Origin of the sequence: Brevibacterium sp. FME17 (assembly GCF_014897515.1) — a bacterium.
Taxonomy (GTDB): Bacteria; Actinomycetota; Actinomycetes; order Actinomycetales; family Brevibacteriaceae; genus Brevibacterium.
In genome coordinates this window covers 1-16836 of the sequence record NZ_JABUYD010000041.1, presented here as the reverse complement: position 1 = coordinate 16836, position 16836 = coordinate 1, and the positions used below count along the sequence as shown (strand labels likewise).

The following is a 16836-nucleotide window of genomic DNA, read 5'->3' as shown; positions in this document are numbered from 1 at the left end:
ATTATCGGATGCGAAACTCACATAGTCACCGGACTCCTACTCGGGGACCCAACCACCTGGAGCCGTGATGCGTCCGAGTCTTGCGTATTCGCCTTCATTGCGCCGCCTAGTTCGCCAGTTCGAAATCGGAGCGATTCGAGGTCTTCCACCCCGTCTTCGTGACTTGAACACGATCTGCATCTTTGAATTCGACTGGGTGTGCCAGATTCGGCGAGGCGTTTACCCATCGATCCCGAGAAGCCAGGTGAACCGATTGACCAATATCAGTGTGAACTCGATGTTCTACGATCGCCCCGACCGCGTTGGCGTACCTGCGTACGGTCGAGGCCTTAGGGTCGGAGTCGTATCGTTCGAATTTGTAGATGGACTGCTGTGTGACGCCGAGGCGATCAGCTACATCTTTTTGGCTCAGTCCCGATTCTCTGCGCACACGAATGAGAGCGGCCTTCAGCTCCCTATCCTCTCGAGCTAGGACCTTCGCGCGTGCTTTGACGAGCGCCGCGCCCGAGGGCGCCACGATGCAGCCATCGGGTGTAGTCATGTTGCCCACGATACCGCAACAACCTCCAGGTTGTTAATCATCAATTCCTCGGTGCCCAGTTATTTTCGGGACCTAACTCATACCGTTTGGCCGCATACTCGATTTCACGCTGCTGCTCACGAGGCCCAGTATAGGGCGCAAGATTCAATGCCCGGAAGGCAAGAACTACGCCACAGGGTCAAAATCTAAAGAGTAGGTATATGAGTTTTGCTCATTCCCCCTTACGCTTCCCGAAAATGCGTTGCCTGCGCTTCTCAGCAAGCCGACTAAAATGCTCATCGTAAGAAGCATTTGAGTCAGGATCTTCAATACCGACCGCTCTAACGTCGTTCGCCATCTTTTCACCAACACTTTCCCAAATGTCAGAGTCTTCAATCAAGCTGTCAACGCCGCTATTCAGACTGTTATGAAATTGATGAGCCGAGACTGCCACCTGCTCAAGATGGAATATCAAGTGTTTAAGCCCCACCGGTCCATCTTTTCCTAGCGGACCAATCAACGTCGAACTAATAGGTCCCCATATTCGACTCGCCGCGTCGCCCCTTTGATACGCCCAGCAGAGTTCAAAATAATGATCCCGTACGCTCTGCAAATCACCGGACCGGCCGCTGGCCGCCCACTTCATCAGAGCATCTCGCGCCACAGCGACATTAGCGGTTGTTAAATCCACGATAGCGTGCCGAACCACGTCATCCCGTTGCCGCCGTTCGACGGCCACGTAGTTGCCTACCGCGATCAGTAGCGATATAGCCAATGCTACGATAGACACCCATGTGGAGGCCGGAAGCCCAGAGCCTCCAGATGCTTCTTCAGCAATGAGAATGTCCTGAACAGACAAGAAGTTTGCGGAATTCATACATCTCATCATGCCCCAGAAAAGACGAAAGGCCCCGCTCGCCGAACGGGGGTGTATCGCCCCGGGGATAATAGAGGTTAGTGAGGCTCTTCGCTGACCCAAATCTCACTGAAGTCGAAGTCACCTGGAGCGTCTACCAAGACATCGTCACCGCCTACCAGAGTGAGGACCGCAGCAAAGGTAAGCGGCTCTTGCAAGCTGTCAACGATACCTTGGCATCGGGTCTACCTGCCGGGTTGGCCGAGCTGAAGCGGTTGAGACGAACGATGAAGCGACGCGCAACTGACGTGTTGGCGTTCTTCACCAGGCCCGGAACGTCTAACGGGTCCACCGAGGCTATCAACGGCAGGCTCGAGCATCTTCGAGGATCAGCCCTGGGATTCCGCAATCTCACGCATTACATCGCGAGATGTCTGCTCGAGTCCGGTGGTTTCAGACCGGTTCTACGCTCTCAATTGCGATGAGCCGGATTGAGAGCTAGTCCGGTTCTTGAAAGCGAAACGAGCCGCCCTTGCTTTGTACTGTAATTTCTGGACGGAATGCACCACCGACTGCAGAATCGATCATCATTCCACTAACTTAAGGGTATTGGTGTTAGCCCTCGTTCGTTGCTCTGAGCGGATTGAGTCCGCTCGCCGCAGCGGTTCGATGAGATAGGTGTGTCTTGATTTGGGTTGGATCTAATGCCGGTGCCCTGTTCATGCTCTCTAGTCCACTGATCAGCTAGACTCGCTCGCAACTCATCTAGAATCCCTCACTGCTGACTAGCAGTTCACTTGAAGGTGTCCAACGCATGGCCTCGTCACTACGAATTGCAACAGTGTCCTATGTCGACGACAACTTCGGCGACAACCTCATTGGCACCAGTTTTCTCGCGTTGCTCGAAGTTGCTCTAGAGAACTATGGCCTTAGCTCCGACGACTACGAGCTCGCTCCGCTGTCGCTAAAGGGCTTCGACAAGTCTCAAATCGAACGCTGTGATGCCATCTTCTTTGGCGGCGGTGGGCTCTTCGGCCAGTCATATCTTGGATTCTACGAGTATATGGACCGGATCACCGCCGCAGCCGACGAGCGTGGGATTCCTGTGGTGTTCTCCTCGATGGGCTTGAACAATATGGGTGCCGACGATGGTCGAGTCGACGCTATAGCCAAGATCGTGAATAAGCGCTGTGTCCGAGCTCTGTCTGTTCGCGAGAATCTACCTCTTTTCCAGGAGGTAGCCAAGGATGCAGCATTCGAGGTGCGACAGGTTGCGGATCCGGCAACTTGGACCAAGTTTGTCTATGGAATGACTGACGTCGTTCCCGATGGCACGGTCGGGATCAATGTAGTCCGCGGAGGATTGTTCAGAGCTAACCAGCGCGACTGGGGACTCTCACAGGAAATGTCGTACCTGGCCGACCTTGTCACTCTCGCAGAATCCCACGGCATGACCCCCAAGCTGTACACGAATGGGAGCTTGGGAGACAACAATACTTTGCGATTCTTCGCCGAGAAACACGGTCTCTCAGATGAGCAAATCATCCTCCCGCAAACGACCCGAGAGGTTGTCCAGGCGATCGCGACACGATCAAAAATTGCATCCATACGTATGCACTCCTCGATCATCTCCTACTCATTTGGCATTCCTACTGCCGCTCTGGAGTGGAATGACAAGCTTCCCCATTTCTACGAGGCAATAGGACACCCGGAACGCGTGCTTCCATTCGATAGGTGGGATGCTGAACAGACATTCCAGATCCTCGATCAGGCAAGTTCGGCGCCCGAAGATAACCCCAAGTACACGGCCTATCTGATGTCCACGTACGCCTACATACATGAGGCGTTAGGCGCCCATGTGCTTAATTCGAACGCCGGTGCACAAAGGTATGACTTCCAGTCAGTCGCGGACTCTCTAGTGGCTAGGTCGCAGATCCTTGATACGGATGAGTTCGACCTACGCCGTAAACTGGGGAAAGCTGAGAGAGCCTACCTCAAGCAGTTCACATCAGGGCGCAAGAATCGCACGAAATTGGGCACGCTCACAAAGAAGGTTGACTCCCTCTCATCAGAAGTGGAGTCACTCTCATCAGAAGTGGAGTCACTCACTCAGCGGAACGCGGAACTTCAGACAGAGATCAAGCGACGTTTTTCGACTCGACTCGCGGGGTATTTACGACGGGTAGCGCGTCGGTTATTCCAGCGCCGTACCGGCCGCTGATCGGACCCGACATGCACCCGGCGCAGTTATCTGAGCCGAGTGCGGCACACCGGTGGTCCGGCGTAGCTGCGGGAGGGGCTGTCCTAGTCCAAACATGAGCTATCCGACTGGGACTGTGCTGCGACGCCAGAAGGCCGCGCAGCTCACAGACGCTTCAGAACTTCGGCACGTCCGCGATCAGCGTCCGCGTGTACTCGTGCGTGGGATTCTCCAGCACCGAGGCGGTCGGACCGTAATCGACGATGACTCCCTTGTTGAGCACCGCGAGGTTGTCGGCGATGTGACGTGAGAGCGCAATGTTGTGCGTGACGAACAGCATCGCCAGCTGGTGTTCCTCCCGCAAGGTGCGCAGCAGCCCGATGATCGAGGCCTGCACACTCACGTCGAGGGCTGAGGTGATCTCATCACAGACCAGCACCGAGGGCTGGTTGACCAGTGCGCGGGCGATCGCAGCCCTCTGCCGCTCACCGCCGGAGAGGTCTCCCGGCCGACGATGATAGAACGACCGGCCCAGACGCACAGCGTCCAAGGCCTCTTCGACCTGCGCCTTTCGACTTGCCGCCGTTCCCTCACCACTCATCTCCAACGGCACGGTCAGTGACTGGCCGATGGATCTGCGTGGGTTGAGCGAGGAGAACGGGGACTGGAACACGTACTGGATGCCGACTCGCTGCTCGTTCGTCCGTTTCCGAGTCGACTTGGCCAGCTCTGTGCCGCGCAGCCGCACGGCACCAGAGTAGTCATCGTTGAGGCCGGCGATGCAGCGGGACAGAGTCGTCTTGCCCGATCCTGACTCGCCCAACAGCAACGTACAGTCGCCTGGTTCCAGGGTGAGGTTGATGCCGTCGAGGATCTGCGCCTTCCCGTAGGCCAGCGCCACATCCGTGGTCTGCAGCAACGGTGCCGTCGCCGAGGTGGCTGTGCCCTCCGATTCCGGCTTCCCTGGAGAAACGAGAATATGTGTGGCTTTGGAATCGGGTTCTGGTTCCGCTGCCGCACCCTCGCCGATGGTCTTGCGGCCGGCAAGGTCTGGCACAGCGGACATGAGCATCTTCGTGTACTCGTGCTGAGGGTTCTCCAGCACAGCGGCGACCGGCCCCTCTTCGACGAGGTCACCGCGCAGCATCACGGCCACCCGATCGGAGATGTCCTTGATCACCGCGAGGTCGTGGGTGATGTAGAGGCCTGCGACATTGTTCGCCACCGTCATCTGGCGGATGGTGTCGAGGACGACGGCCTGCGTGGACACGTCGAGACCGGTCGTGGGTTCGTCGAGGATGAGCACATCGGGGTACATGGCAAAGGCCATGGCAATGCCGATGCGCTGCTGCTGACCGCCGGAGAGCTGGTGCGGCCAGCGCTTCTGATAGACCTTGTCGCCGGGGAGACCGACATCGACGAGCACCGCCGCCACACGTTCTGTGCGCTCGGCATCGTTGGCACCGAACTCGTGGATGTCGAGCACCTCACGGATCTGCTCTCCCACCCGCATTGCAGGGTTCAATGAGAGCGCAGGATCCTGTGGGATGTAGGCGATTCGGGACCCGCGCAGGGACCGCACGGCCACCTCGTCGAGTTCGACGACCTCGACGGCGGTGTCATCACCGCGCGGCCAGAGGCTCACGGACCCGGAGGCGAACTTCAGGCCTTCTCGGAAGTGTCCCATGCAGGCTAAGCCTGCCGTGGTCTTACCCGAGCCCGACTCCCCTACGAGGCCCAGGATCTCGCCGCGGCTGAGTGCGAAGTTCACTCCGTGGAGGATCTCACTGCCGGCAGTCGTGGCGATCTTCAGGTCTGAGACGCGCAGGACGATCTTCTCGTTGGGGACGTTGGCGTCATCGTGGTGGACGGTGGTTGTCTCGGTGGTCATCATGCCTCCACAGAAGTCGATGCGGTGGCCCTGGCGAAGGAGTCCGCGAGCAGGTTGGTGCCGATGGTCAGCAGCGCGATGGCAATCACCGGCAGCAGCACACCCCAGGGTTGGATGCTCAGCGCGATCCGGTTTTCGTTGATCATCAGCCCCCAGTCAGCCGCGGGCGGCTGCAGACCAAGCCCCAGGAATGACAGGGACGCGATGTAGCCGATGGAGTAGGTCAGGCGCAGACCGGCCTCAACGCTGAGCGGGCCGGTGATGTTGGGCAGCAGCTCGCGCAGCAGGACCTTCCACCGTGGCATCGCGTACATCTCTGCGGCGAGGATGTAGTCCTCGGTGATGACGCCCAGCGTCGCCGATCTCGCGACGCGGGCGATGCGCGGGGCGTGGGTGATGCCGATGACGGTCACGAGCACCCAGCCCTGTGGACCCAGCACTGTGATCGCCAGCAGCGCGAACACGAGCTGCGGGATGGCGAGGATGACATCGTTGAGGCGCATGATGATCGCGTCGAAGGCGCCACCCACGTAGGCCGCGAGCATGCCGATGATTGCGCCGACGATCATACCCAGTGCCGTGGCGAGGACCGAGTAGACGATGAGCGTGAGCCCGCCGGCGAAGAACCGGGAGAGCACATCACGACCGAGGTTGTCCGAACCGAAGAGCCCGTGCGGGGTGAAGGGTTTGGCGACGAACTCGGTCGCGGTGTTGCCCGTCGCCCAGGGCAGCAGCAGCGGCCCGCAGAATGCCAGCAGCAGCACGATGATGGTCAGCGTCAGGCCGATCTTGCCTTGCTTCTGTGCCAGCACGCGTTTGAAGAACGGGGTGTAGGTGGTCTGGGATTCCTTCGGCACCTCACCACCGTCGACTACGCTGCCTTTGAGCTCGTCGAGGTTATTCGTGTTCGTGCTCATGCTGCACTCCTCAGCTTCGGGTTGGTGAGGATGCCGACGACGTCGGCCGCCAGGTTCACCACGACGTAGACAGCGGCGACGAGCATGGAGATCGCCTGCACGACCTGCACGTCTCGGTAGGTCACCGCGTCGATGAGAGCTTGGCCGAGCCCTGGGTAGCGGAACAGGAACTCGACGACGACCACGCCACCGGCCAGCCACGCCAGCTGGATCGCCACGACCTGTGCGACGGGGCCCAAAGCGTGGGGCACAGCATGGCGCATGATGACACGTGTTTCGGGAACACCTTTGAGTCGGGCCATCTCCACAAAACCGGAGTCGAGAACTTCGATCATCGTCGCGCGCATCATCCGCACAATGTATGGAGTGACGACGAGGATGAGAGTCAGCGTAGGCAGGATCAGCTGCTCGGGCCTGTTCCACACGGGTTCGCCCGGCGGGGCCAGGGTCACGGCGGGCAGGATCTGGAACACCGAGGTGGCGAAGATTGCGATGAGCCCGATGCCGATGACGAACTCGGGCATGGCCGCGAGGACGAGGCTGACTCCGGTCAGGGCCTGATCGCGGCGGCCACCGCGGTGCAGTGCTGAGTACACGCCGAGGCCGATGCCAAGGGGCACGGAGATCACGGCAGCGGCGGCCATGAGGATGAAGGAGGCCCACACGCGGTCGCCCAGCAATGCTGCGACGGAACCGCCGCTGGCGGTCGAGGTGCCGAAGTCACCGACGAAGAGGCCACCCAACCAGGAGAAGTAACGCTGCCAAGCGGGTTGGTTGAGGCCCAGCTGTTCGTTGAGGGCGGCGATGCGCTCCGGAGTGGCCTGCTGGCCGAGGATGGCTCGGGCGGCGTCGCCGGGCAGCAGTAGTGTGGCGCCGAAGACGAGCAGGGAGACTGCAATGAGGATGAAGGCGGAGAAGATCAGCCTGCGTCCGATGACTTTTCCGAACATGTCACACCTGTCCTATCCATACGCGGTCGAATCGCCAGCCGCCCAGCGGACGTCCTGTGGCGTTCTTGACCAGCCCGCCGACGTACTTCTGGAAGGCATCGACCTGGTTGGCGAATCCCCAGATGATATAGCCACCTTCGTCGTAGAGGATCTTCTGCAATTCGTGTTCGAGGTCGCGTCTCTTCTCGACCTTGGGAATGGCGCGGACCTTGTCGAAGATCTTGTTGAAGGCCGGCTGATCCCAGTGGGTCTCGTTGAATGGTGATTCCTCGATGCAGGAGGAGATGACCTGCGGCAGGAAGTCTCTGGTGTACCAGAAATCCTGAGCGAAATCCCATTGGAGGTATTCGTCGCCGAAGAACGTCGTTGCGTCGACTCGACGGATTTTGACTCGGATGCCGGCCTCAGCAGCCTGCTGAGCGAAGACCTGGGCCGACTCGACGGCACCGGATTGGATGGGCGCGGTGACCAGCTCGACATCGATTCCATCGGGGTAGCCCGCCTCGGCGAGGAGCTTTTTGGCTTTGGGAATGTCCTGCTTGCGCTGCGGGAACTCGGGGTAGTTCTCGCTCAGCGGGCCGAACATGTCGTTGCCGATGGTCCCGAAGCCAGACAGGACCTGTTCGATCATCTGCTCCCGGTCGACGACGAGGCGGAATGCCTGACGCACCTTGACATCGTCGAACGGTGCCTTGTCGACACGCATCGTAAACGGCAGCCACATGCCGGTCTCAGAATTGAGGATGGCCATGCGCTCATCGGCGTCGATGACCTCGACGAGGGCCAACGGGATCTGTGCGATCGCGTCGACCTGGGACGAGAGCAATGCGTTGATGAGCGCGTCCGAATCGTTGAAGTTCAGCAGCTGAACCTCATCGAGGTAGATCTTGTCGGCGTCGAAGTAGTGCTCGTTGGGCACAAGCACCGAAGACTGGGCCGCGGTGAACGACTTGAGCTTGAACGGACCGGAGCACACCGGGTCTGCAGGATCATAGCCTTCGGGCACGATGGCCGCAGTGTATTCGGCTACGGCGTCGTTGAATAGGCCGTTGGGCTCGGAGAGGTGGAATTCCACGGTCCGTTCATCCTTGGCGACGACTTTGTCGAGCATGGTGAAGTTCGCGGCTGCTGTCTTGGGATCGTCGGGGTCAGTGATCCTCTTGAAGGTGAAGATCACGTCATCCGGTGTGATCGGATTGCCGTTGGAGAACTTGACGCCCTTCTTGAGGGTGCAGGTCCAGACTGTGGCGTCGCCGTTGGATTCGAAGGACTCGGCAAGCAGCGGGACGACCTTCGAATCGTCGTCCCAGCCATAGAGGGCGTTGTACATGTTGATCACGCGGGCGATGTCGCCGTTGTTGACGGGGATGTGGGCGTCGACGGTGTCCGCGGAGTTGCCTCCGGTGACTCCCACGCGCAGGCTTCCGCCCTTGACTGGTTTCCCTGCGTCGGCGGCACCGACGGAGCTGCCGCCCCCACAGGCGCTCAAGCCCGCCAGTGCGGATATCGACAGCCCAGCCCCCAACGCTTGTCTTCGATTCGGTGTGCTCATGTGCCTTCTTCCTGCGGGTGCGGTACGGGTCGGTCAAGTGTCTGGTTGCCATGTGAGTCCGCTGCGGCCAGGACTTGGTCACGTCCGGTGGCCGCGATGTGTTCGCTGAGATAGTCATCAAGCATCTGCAGCGCCTCGGCGTCGGTGATGATATGTGCGGAAAGGTAGTGTTCGAGCATCATCAGGGCCTCATCGTCGGTGATGGGCATATGTTCGGTGCTGCGGGCTACGCCGAGCCCGTCGATGAAGATCGACAGCGACTTGACCATCAGCGTGGTGTCGCCGGTGCGGATCACTCCTGAGCGTTGCCCGCTGTCGATAACAGTGGTGATCATGTCCAGCCACTCGCCGTAGACGGCGGTGAGGTTCGCGCGAGCGTTCTCGTCGGTGACGGCACGAGCCCAGCATTGGAGCCAGATCGACCACACCCTTCGGATCTTCGTGTCGACGCCGGCGTGGAGGCGGGCGAAGTGACGGAGCACGGCAAGCGGGTCGGCGTCGTCGTTGAGGTGGCGGGTTTCGGCGATGATGTCCAGGGAGTAGCGCAGGGCCGCCTGCAGCAGTTGGTCTTTCGTCCGGAAATGGTAGTTCACCGCCGAGGTAGTCATGTCGGCTGCGCGGGCGACGTCCTCGGTACGCACCTTGTCGATGCCGAGGTCGGCGTAGAGCTCCCAGGCCGCGGAGATGATCCTCACCCGGTTGCGCGTGCCTTTGGACATCCATTCCTGCGTGGGGTCGGCTGCGGAGGTGTCTCCGCTGACGCTCTGCCCGGGAATTGAAGGGATATCTGTGCCATTGAGCGATGCGTCGATGTGCGTCGATCCGACGTGAACGTTTCCGGGGGTGCTTGTGGTCCTCCCTCGCCTAGGCGGCCCCGCCGTCCTCCCGGTCGTGATCCAATCGGTGCTGACCTCGGTGAGTTCCGCGATGCGTGAGATCTCTTCGACCCGGAACTTTCGTGTTCCGGTCAGGGATTTCGAGAGCTTGCTGGCATCGAGCCCGATCCGTCGGGCGATTTCGCTGTGGTTGATTCCCGCGTGCTTGATGGCGTCACGGACACGGGTGACCAGAGACATCTGTGTGCTGTCAGCACCCTTGCTTTCCGTAACCACCCGTACAGTCTGCACAAAGGTTGCGATTTTGGCAAGAAAAACCTTAGTATTGATAAGTTTCCGTTACCGCTCGACACTGCTCGTTCGGCCAGCAGACCCGGCCCTTCGACTCGGCCGGATCACAAGACCAGTCAGATATACTCGGGAGGACTCGACCGGCGAAAGGATCTCAGCGGATGGCTAGCGACAACTCTCTTCTTCACGGAGCATTGGCCGACGCGAAACTCGTCGATGAAGCAGAAGCGGATGCTTTCTGGTCGAAACCTCTTGGCAAAAACGCGAAGACAAAAGCTGTACGCCACCAGTACATTCGGGACAGCGCGAACTCCCCCGTCAACAAGACGGTCATCTTCTACGAAACGATGTCCGGTGCACGGATGGGAGACAACCCTTACGGAATCTTCGAGCACCTGCGCTCACATCCGGAGTACGGCGAGTTTCTGCATGTATGGTCGGTCGATTCTAGGGCGGCGATTCCCGAGCAGTACCGGCACGCGCCCGACGTCGTCTTCGCTCGCCGCAATACACGCTCCTACACCTATTTCCTCGCCACTGCCGGTTTCGTCGTCTGCAACGCGAACCTCCCTGGATTCTTTACGCGGCGTCCGGAACAGAAATACCTGAACACGTGGCACGGGATCCCCTACAAAGCACTCGGCAGAAGCACGCCAACTGCCAAATTCGGATCCCCCGCAAGTAATGCCACATTCACCAAGGCCACCCACGTTCTCACTCCGTGCCAGTTCACGACAGAGAAGATCATCTCTGCATATTCGATGTCCGGCGTATCGAACGCCACCATTGCCGAGCTCGGCTACCCTCGGGTTGACCGGACCATTGCGCCGAAGCCGGCAGTCCGGGAGGAACTCCGCGAGTCCTTGGGATTGCATCCAGCTCAAGCTCCCAATGATCACAAGCCTGTCGTCCTCTACGCCCCAACCTGGCGGTCAGAAAACGATAAGGACGTGGTCGACAGTGACCAACTGATGGCAGACCTCAAGACCATGGCTGGACTCGATGTTCAGCTCATGTACCGGGGTCACCATCGCATGGATCGGCTTATCAGAGATGCCTCGGTCGGTGACGAAATGAGCGACGTCATCATCCCGCCGCACGAGATCAGTTCCAATGATCTCCTCACGGTTGTAGACATTCTCATCACGGACTACTCCAGCATCTTCTTCGACTTCTTGCCCAGGGGCTTGCCGATTGTGCATTACCTCTATGACCTCGACGAATATGCACGAACTCGCGGCATCAATCTGGAAACTAAGGAACTGCCCGGTGCCGTCGCATTGACGCGCACTCAACTGACGGAGTCAATCACCTCCGTTGCATCTGATTTGAAAGACTGCTGCAGCTACGAAGCTGCAATCAGTTCGCCGGTTCAAGGGGACGCTTATCGAGCTGCGCAGAAACGCTTCTGCCCATCAGAAGACGGATTCTCATCAAAGCGTGCAGCCGACTTCTTAATCAAGGATGCGCTCAATGGCCGTCCGGCCTGTACCACGCGCAATGGAAGGCCGACGGCGGCGTTCTGGGCTGGCGAACTGCACGCCAGCCCCCGGTCTGATAGCTTCCTGAGGTCGTTGCTGAAGTCAGCCGCTTCCCCCTCGGAGCAGACGGTGCTCATTATCGACCGACTAGCTCCCATCGACAAGACTGTCTTGAGGAAGATAAAAAAATTTGGGAATGCGCTCTCGACCTACTCGTACGATGTCGAGCCTCTCCAAATCCTTCCCGAGGAAATGGACTCTTACAACCAATTCGCTAGCGGCTACTACCTCGATTTTGAGAAGACACAGTCAAGAGTTCGTCAGAATGACGGAGTCAAACCAGTCTTTGAACGCGAGTACCGTCGACGGCTAGACGACGCCCAGTTCGACCGTGTCTTCCTCGCCGCCGATCTGTCGTTCGACGAACTAGCGATCGCTTCCATGGCTGGCCAGACCATCACAACAACAGCAGACAACTGGACTCCACCAGCGGACAGTAAGGTCGCTCTTCCGCCTATCAAAAGTACAGCCGATCGAACCACAGACTGGCTACTTCCCGATGGAACCGCCCGGCGAGCAATAGCGACTCGTGCATACCGCAAGTTGCGCTCAATTACCGGGCGAAGTCATCGCTGATCAACAGCTCGACTACATAAACAACACAGTTCAACAATCCTCATTCAATCTTTACTCGATAAGCGGGAACCAATGGTTGAATCATTTCCAGTACAGTTCAAGCCTGACCACCACTATCTGATTCGGCCGAGCCTCAGCACCGAAGCTGGCGGTGGAATGCAAGCAATGCTGCGACGAGCAAAGGCATTCGCAGATCACTATAAAATGCCGATAGATCTTCTAACGTATACATTCCAACCTGGAATGGCTGAGATCGAAGACGCCCTAAGGAACTCTGGGAGGCTAGTTCCTCAGATCCGAATTACCAACATGTGGAATACGCTGTCAGAATTGGTGCACAATCCGCCAACAGATCTATTTCCCGGATGGGACCACAGAAAACGACTCGGCCAATTTATTTCGAATTCAGAAGAGATAAGCGAGATGGACAGCGGTCTGAGACGCATCAAACGTTTCCGCAGTGGCACAGACACCATCGAGACAGTTGACTATCTGCGCAAAGATGGAGGCCGGTTCGTCAGCGATATCAAGAAAAGTGGGCCGAACTCCCGCAGAAAGATCGCACTGTTAGGGCCCGATCAAGAAATTTTAAAGACATGGCGAGCCATGCCCGACATGTTCGCATGGCTCCTGGTGGAAGTGCTCGGCCGGGAGGCTTCTGCAATAATCGTCGACAGCCCAATTATTGCAAATTCAATATCTAAACTAGGATACATTTCACCGAAGAGCGTCCTGGCTAAATATTTTCATAGCAATCATGCGGACTCACGGGATGAAGTCGCTTTCGGAGTTCTCTCGAACAGACATGTGGAGTCGTTGGACCGGGCAGATGTATTCGATGCCAATATATTTCCGTCTCAGGGCCTCGCTGACGCAGCAGGAGAACTGATCGGAGACAAGAGCAATTTCTGGACTATCGGAAACATTGTTAATACAGCGCAGGGCGACCCCAAAGATGAGGACCATCACAAATATTCTGGAGTCGTGGTTAGCCGAATCGTCAAAGAAAAGAACATTGACCATGCTATCCAAGCAGTCCGACTAGCAAATATGAATGACCCGCAAAAAGACCCAACGAGATTATCAATATTTGGCAGCGGCGCCGACCTTGCTCGCCTCCAAGAGCACGTGGACGAACATGGTCTCGCCGAGCACGTGCTATTTCCTGGATACACGGACAGTGTGTACGACGAGTTCAAGAGAGCTTCCTTCTCGATCCTCCCAACCCGCCAGGAAGCCTTTGGTTTATCAATAGTCGAAAGCATGGCCTGCGGCTGTATACCTATCGTCTACGACGTTCCCTACGGGCCAAACGAGATCATATCCGATGGAATCGATGGCTTCCTAGTCCCGTATGGCGATATTGACGGAATCGCCAGATGCGTCGAGATCCTGAGGGATATGGATGAATCTAAGCTATCGGCAATGCGGGGTGCAGCACGCGAACGAGCCGCTGAGTTTACGGGTCCGAAAATTGCCGAACAATGGTCGCAAACGATAGATGCGGTATGGAACCGCAAGACCAAGCGTGGTCCAGCTGATCTATCGGAACATCAGATCGAACTTGCCACATCCTTTTACACTGGATCTTCGGTTGAGAGCTCTCGCAGCGATGAGTCGACTATTGGCGCTAGGTTTACCTCAGAATCGCGACTCCGCAAAAGTACCGTGAAAGGTGCGCGAGCGTTCATGTCGTTTCGTGGCAGAGACAACAACTTGCGCCTGCGCGTTTCCGGAACGATCCGCATTGACAGGCGAGGTCTATTCCGTCCGCAGTCAACGATGGTGGCGAATTTCCAAGTACCGTCTGAGCTTTTGAAACGCGTTCCCCCGCAAACTATCGATCTATTCATTCGGATCAACGACGGGGAGTCCGTCCGTGAATTTCGACTGCCGGCAAGCGGGATCGAACTATCGGAGGTTCAACTGCCCGATGGATTAGAAGCTTATGAGACTAAGCCCGGGTATTTCAGTTTTCGTTCCAACAACGAACAATGATCATAAAGTTGTCCAGCACAGCCGCCCTCTGATGCGGTACTCCCGGTGCTATCAAGCTGGGGTTAATCACATTCCCGAGCTGCAGACGTCTCTGTACTGGCAACGACCGCTCCAGATGATCCCCCGCGGGATTACTGGCTCTTCGCTGGTCCGAGGTGCCGACGGTTCAATAGATTGTGAAAGCAACAGCAGTGCACCATAATATTGATTTTGGGCTGTTTGTTGAAGAATGTGAGTAGAGTAGTTTCGTCCGCTAGCTACCCAACTGGACCTCTTCACATAGACCCGAACACTTGTGAAGATTATGATTCGAGGACTATTTTTGCGACCGCCTAGTGAGAATTCAAAAGAAGTGGGTGCCACTGAAATCCGGGGAGCGGGAAGCGCCGGAGCCGAGTCATCCAGAGCAGACGGTCTGCCAACTAAAGTGCCGTCTTCTGGCCATATCGTTTACGAGGGAAATGGGGCGAGCTCTCAACACTACTCGACAGAGTTTGAAGCTCGCGGTATCCGCGGGTTCCACTCGAGTTCTGGCTCTGGCGCGAGGACGCACATTGCCCTACAGCCTGTCGACGAACGGAATGGCTCCAAACTCATCATCAACGGTTTCGCCCACAAGCGCGCTCGGCTCCTTGGGTTCTATGCCCGCCATAAAATTGATGACACATGGATTTGGCTGACAGAAGACTTTAGCTGGCAGGAAGGTGCCGCTGGACGAGCCAAGCTGCTGGTTCAGCCGGATCAAGATGTTTCCGAGATTGGTTCGGTAACGGGTTCCAACATTGTACTGGAGGCTCAGTGGCTATACCCCAATGGGGAGAGCGCAAACTGTGGGTCCCTGATGTTTACTAACAAGCTCATGGCTCACGCCCTCGGAGGCCTCAACGAGGCTAGCTACCACAACACGCTAGCGGCTTTTGAGCATTCGCTAGAAGCTGGTCACACCTATTTCGAGGTGGATCTGTCGTACACGGCAGACGAGCGGCTCGTCGTCTCCAGTCCACGAATTAGAACTGGGGATCATAACAAGCCCGAAAAGATTTCCGACATGGCCTATGAGCGCGTCATGAGTCTGACCTCTCATGGGGAACCTATTATGGACGCCCGCGACCTCTATGAACTACTCAGCGAACATCCCCAATACTGTTTTGAAATTGATTTTCATTTCGTTGTCGGCGAAAACGCCAAGAAACGAATTAAGTCGCTTCTTGAAGATTTCAATCACGACGACGAGACGCTCAGCAGACTTCTAATCCAGGTTCATACACCGGAGATGCATAGGGATATCGACTCTGTATATCGCTTTGAGCACTACCAGTATCTAGTTGGGATGAAGATGGATCGGCTGAATGAAGCCATAACTTACAGTCTTGATGTTGGGATTTGCGCTCTTGCTCTCCGCTGGAGTCTGGCTACAGCCAGTGTCGTCGAACAGATTAAAGCGGCGGGCCTCTATATTCTGTCCTATACGGCAGAGTATGACCCGTCACTTGCTGACGCTCTTCTCCGGTCCGGGATCGACACAGTCTGTACGGATCACGTGACTCCTCGAATGTTGATGGGCGCTGAGGGCCGAATGGGACAGAAACAGTTTTTTGTCTTCTACCATAGCGGGGACAAGGACGCTGTTTCGAGATATTCAGTCGATAGCGACCAATTGAGGTTACTCCGTGTAAAGAGCGGTGCATTGGAGATCCGGGACAGCGAGTTCTGGATCAATGACGGTACTCAACGCTTGCTTCCACAACAGTTTACTCTTCAACGACGGCAGTTTGCCGGGTGGAAAATGCGAATGAAGATTGACGGCAAGACACACTGGTACTGCAGTGACGGCACCTTCCGGACTAAGAAGGAGGCGCTTGCAGCCCCTCCGACAGAACGCCACCTATTTCATGACCAAGACATCGTGCCGGTCATTTCAACTGTTGAAGGTGCGAAAGTAGTCATGGTTGCCCAGTGGGTGCCAACCAAACGCTTCGCTCGCATCTTGGAGAAGTGGCTGCCAAAACGTCAATAGAGACTACGGCGTGTCTCCTTTATTAACCATTCCAGCACTGACACGGTGGAGTGGTGACGACAAAGTAGCGACACCGAGTATTCACTGATAAGCAGTGGGCGCGAATCGAACCACTTCTGCCCTCGACTGCCGACAAGAGAGCCCGACCGTTTGAGAACAATCGCCGGATCGTCGAGGGAATCGTGTACCGATATCGATGCAGGCATCGCCTGGCGCGACCTGCCTCGTGAGCACTTCGGCCCCTGGCAGACGGTATGGAAACGCCACCGCCGCTACGACGCTGACGGCACGTTGGACCGTGTGCTCTCTGAAGCAGATGCTGCCGGTGACATCGGCTGGAACATCTCCATCGACGGCACCATTAATCGTGCCCACCAGCAGGCGTCGAACACGACGCGCCCTGACCAGGACACAGGGGGGCTACGTCGAATTACAAGAATCTGCGCGATCAGGATTGTGAATCAGCCGGACATGGCATCGGTCTCTCACGCGGTGGACTGACGACGAAGATCCACCATGCCGTTGACGGCCGCGACCGTCCCCTGGCAGTGGTAGTCACCGTGGGACAGCGCCATGACGGGGTGATCCTGCTGCAGGTCCTGGCTGACATTCGAGTACCGCGCAGCGGCGGCGGGTCTGATGCAAGGAGAGGTGTCAGTGTGAGTGTCATGCTGCCAAGGCAGCTCGCTCT

11 protein-coding genes and 2 pseudogenes are annotated in these 16836 nt (G+C 57.3%); 6 read left to right on the top strand and 7 right to left on the bottom strand.

The window, feature by feature from the left end; all coding sequences use genetic code 11:
* Positions 1-106: 106 nt before the first annotated feature.
* The gene (locus tag INT40_RS19930) at positions 107-541 is read right to left on the bottom strand and encodes a helix-turn-helix domain-containing protein (RefSeq protein WP_193096824.1); all 435 of its coding nucleotides are present in this window, start codon (positions 539-541) and stop codon (positions 107-109) included.
* Between the two features lie 211 nt (positions 542-752).
* Complete coding sequence (locus tag INT40_RS19925; RefSeq protein WP_193096823.1) at positions 753-1397, bottom strand: hypothetical protein; 645 nt, start codon at positions 1395-1397, stop codon at positions 753-755.
* Between the two features lie 74 nt (positions 1398-1471).
* Between INT40_RS19925 and INT40_RS19920 the strand changes: the two are divergent.
* Positions 1472-1861: pseudogene (locus tag INT40_RS19920) on the top strand (transposase); the annotation flags it as partial.
* A gap of 329 nt (positions 1862-2190) precedes the next feature.
* The gene (locus INT40_RS19915) at positions 2191-3597 is read left to right on the top strand and encodes a polysaccharide pyruvyl transferase family protein (RefSeq protein WP_193096822.1); all 1407 of its coding nucleotides are present in this window, start codon (positions 2191-2193) and stop codon (positions 3595-3597) included.
* 154 nt (positions 3598-3751) lie between these two features.
* Here INT40_RS19915 and INT40_RS19910 read toward each other — a convergent pair whose 3' ends face one another.
* Genes INT40_RS19910 through INT40_RS19890 form a run of 5 tightly spaced genes read right to left on the bottom strand, consistent with a single transcriptional unit; the run spans position 3752 to position 9998 of the window.
* A complete protein-coding gene (locus tag INT40_RS19910) occupies positions 3752-5467 on the bottom strand; it encodes an ABC transporter ATP-binding protein (protein ID WP_226831709.1) in 1716 nt (571 codons plus the stop codon).
* Positions 5467-6384 (bottom strand): ABC transporter permease, encoded by a 918-nt coding sequence (locus tag INT40_RS19905; RefSeq protein WP_226831708.1) that lies wholly within the window; start codon positions 6382-6384, stop codon positions 5467-5469. Before INT40_RS19905 ends, INT40_RS19910 begins: the two co-directional genes overlap by 1 nt.
* Positions 6381-7334: an ABC transporter permease gene (locus INT40_RS19900; protein WP_193072948.1), complete on the bottom strand. Its 954-nt coding sequence runs from the start codon at positions 7332-7334 to the stop codon at positions 6381-6383. The genes INT40_RS19905 and INT40_RS19900 overlap by 4 nt, the downstream gene beginning before the upstream one ends.
* A 1-nt stretch (position 7335) precedes the next feature.
* Positions 7336-8886, bottom strand: coding sequence for an ABC transporter substrate-binding protein (locus INT40_RS19895; RefSeq protein WP_193072947.1), 1551 nt, complete (start codon positions 8884-8886; stop codon positions 7336-7338).
* The gene (locus INT40_RS19890; protein WP_319022039.1) at positions 8883-9998 is read right to left on the bottom strand and encodes a TetR family transcriptional regulator C-terminal domain-containing protein; all 1116 of its coding nucleotides are present in this window, start codon (positions 9996-9998) and stop codon (positions 8883-8885) included. Before INT40_RS19890 ends, INT40_RS19895 begins: the two co-directional genes overlap by 4 nt.
* A gap of 176 nt (positions 9999-10174) precedes the next feature.
* On the opposite strand from INT40_RS19890, the gene INT40_RS19885 reads away from it, so the two are divergent.
* From INT40_RS19885 to INT40_RS20825, 4 genes and pseudogenes are all read left to right on the top strand, one after another.
* Complete coding sequence (locus INT40_RS19885; protein WP_193096821.1) at positions 10175-12130, top strand: CDP-glycerol glycerophosphotransferase family protein; 1956 nt, start codon at positions 10175-10177, stop codon at positions 12128-12130.
* Positions 12131-12439: 309 nt separating this feature from the next.
* A complete protein-coding gene (locus INT40_RS19880; protein ID WP_193096820.1) occupies positions 12440-14128 on the top strand; it encodes a glycosyltransferase in 1689 nt (562 codons plus the stop codon).
* A gap of 304 nt (positions 14129-14432) precedes the next feature.
* Complete coding sequence (locus INT40_RS19875) at positions 14433-16145, top strand: glycerophosphodiester phosphodiesterase family protein (RefSeq protein WP_226831710.1); 1713 nt, start codon at positions 14433-14435, stop codon at positions 16143-16145.
* Positions 16146-16249: 104 nt separating this feature from the next.
* Positions 16250-16836, top strand: a pseudogene (locus INT40_RS20825) (IS5 family transposase); the annotation flags it as partial.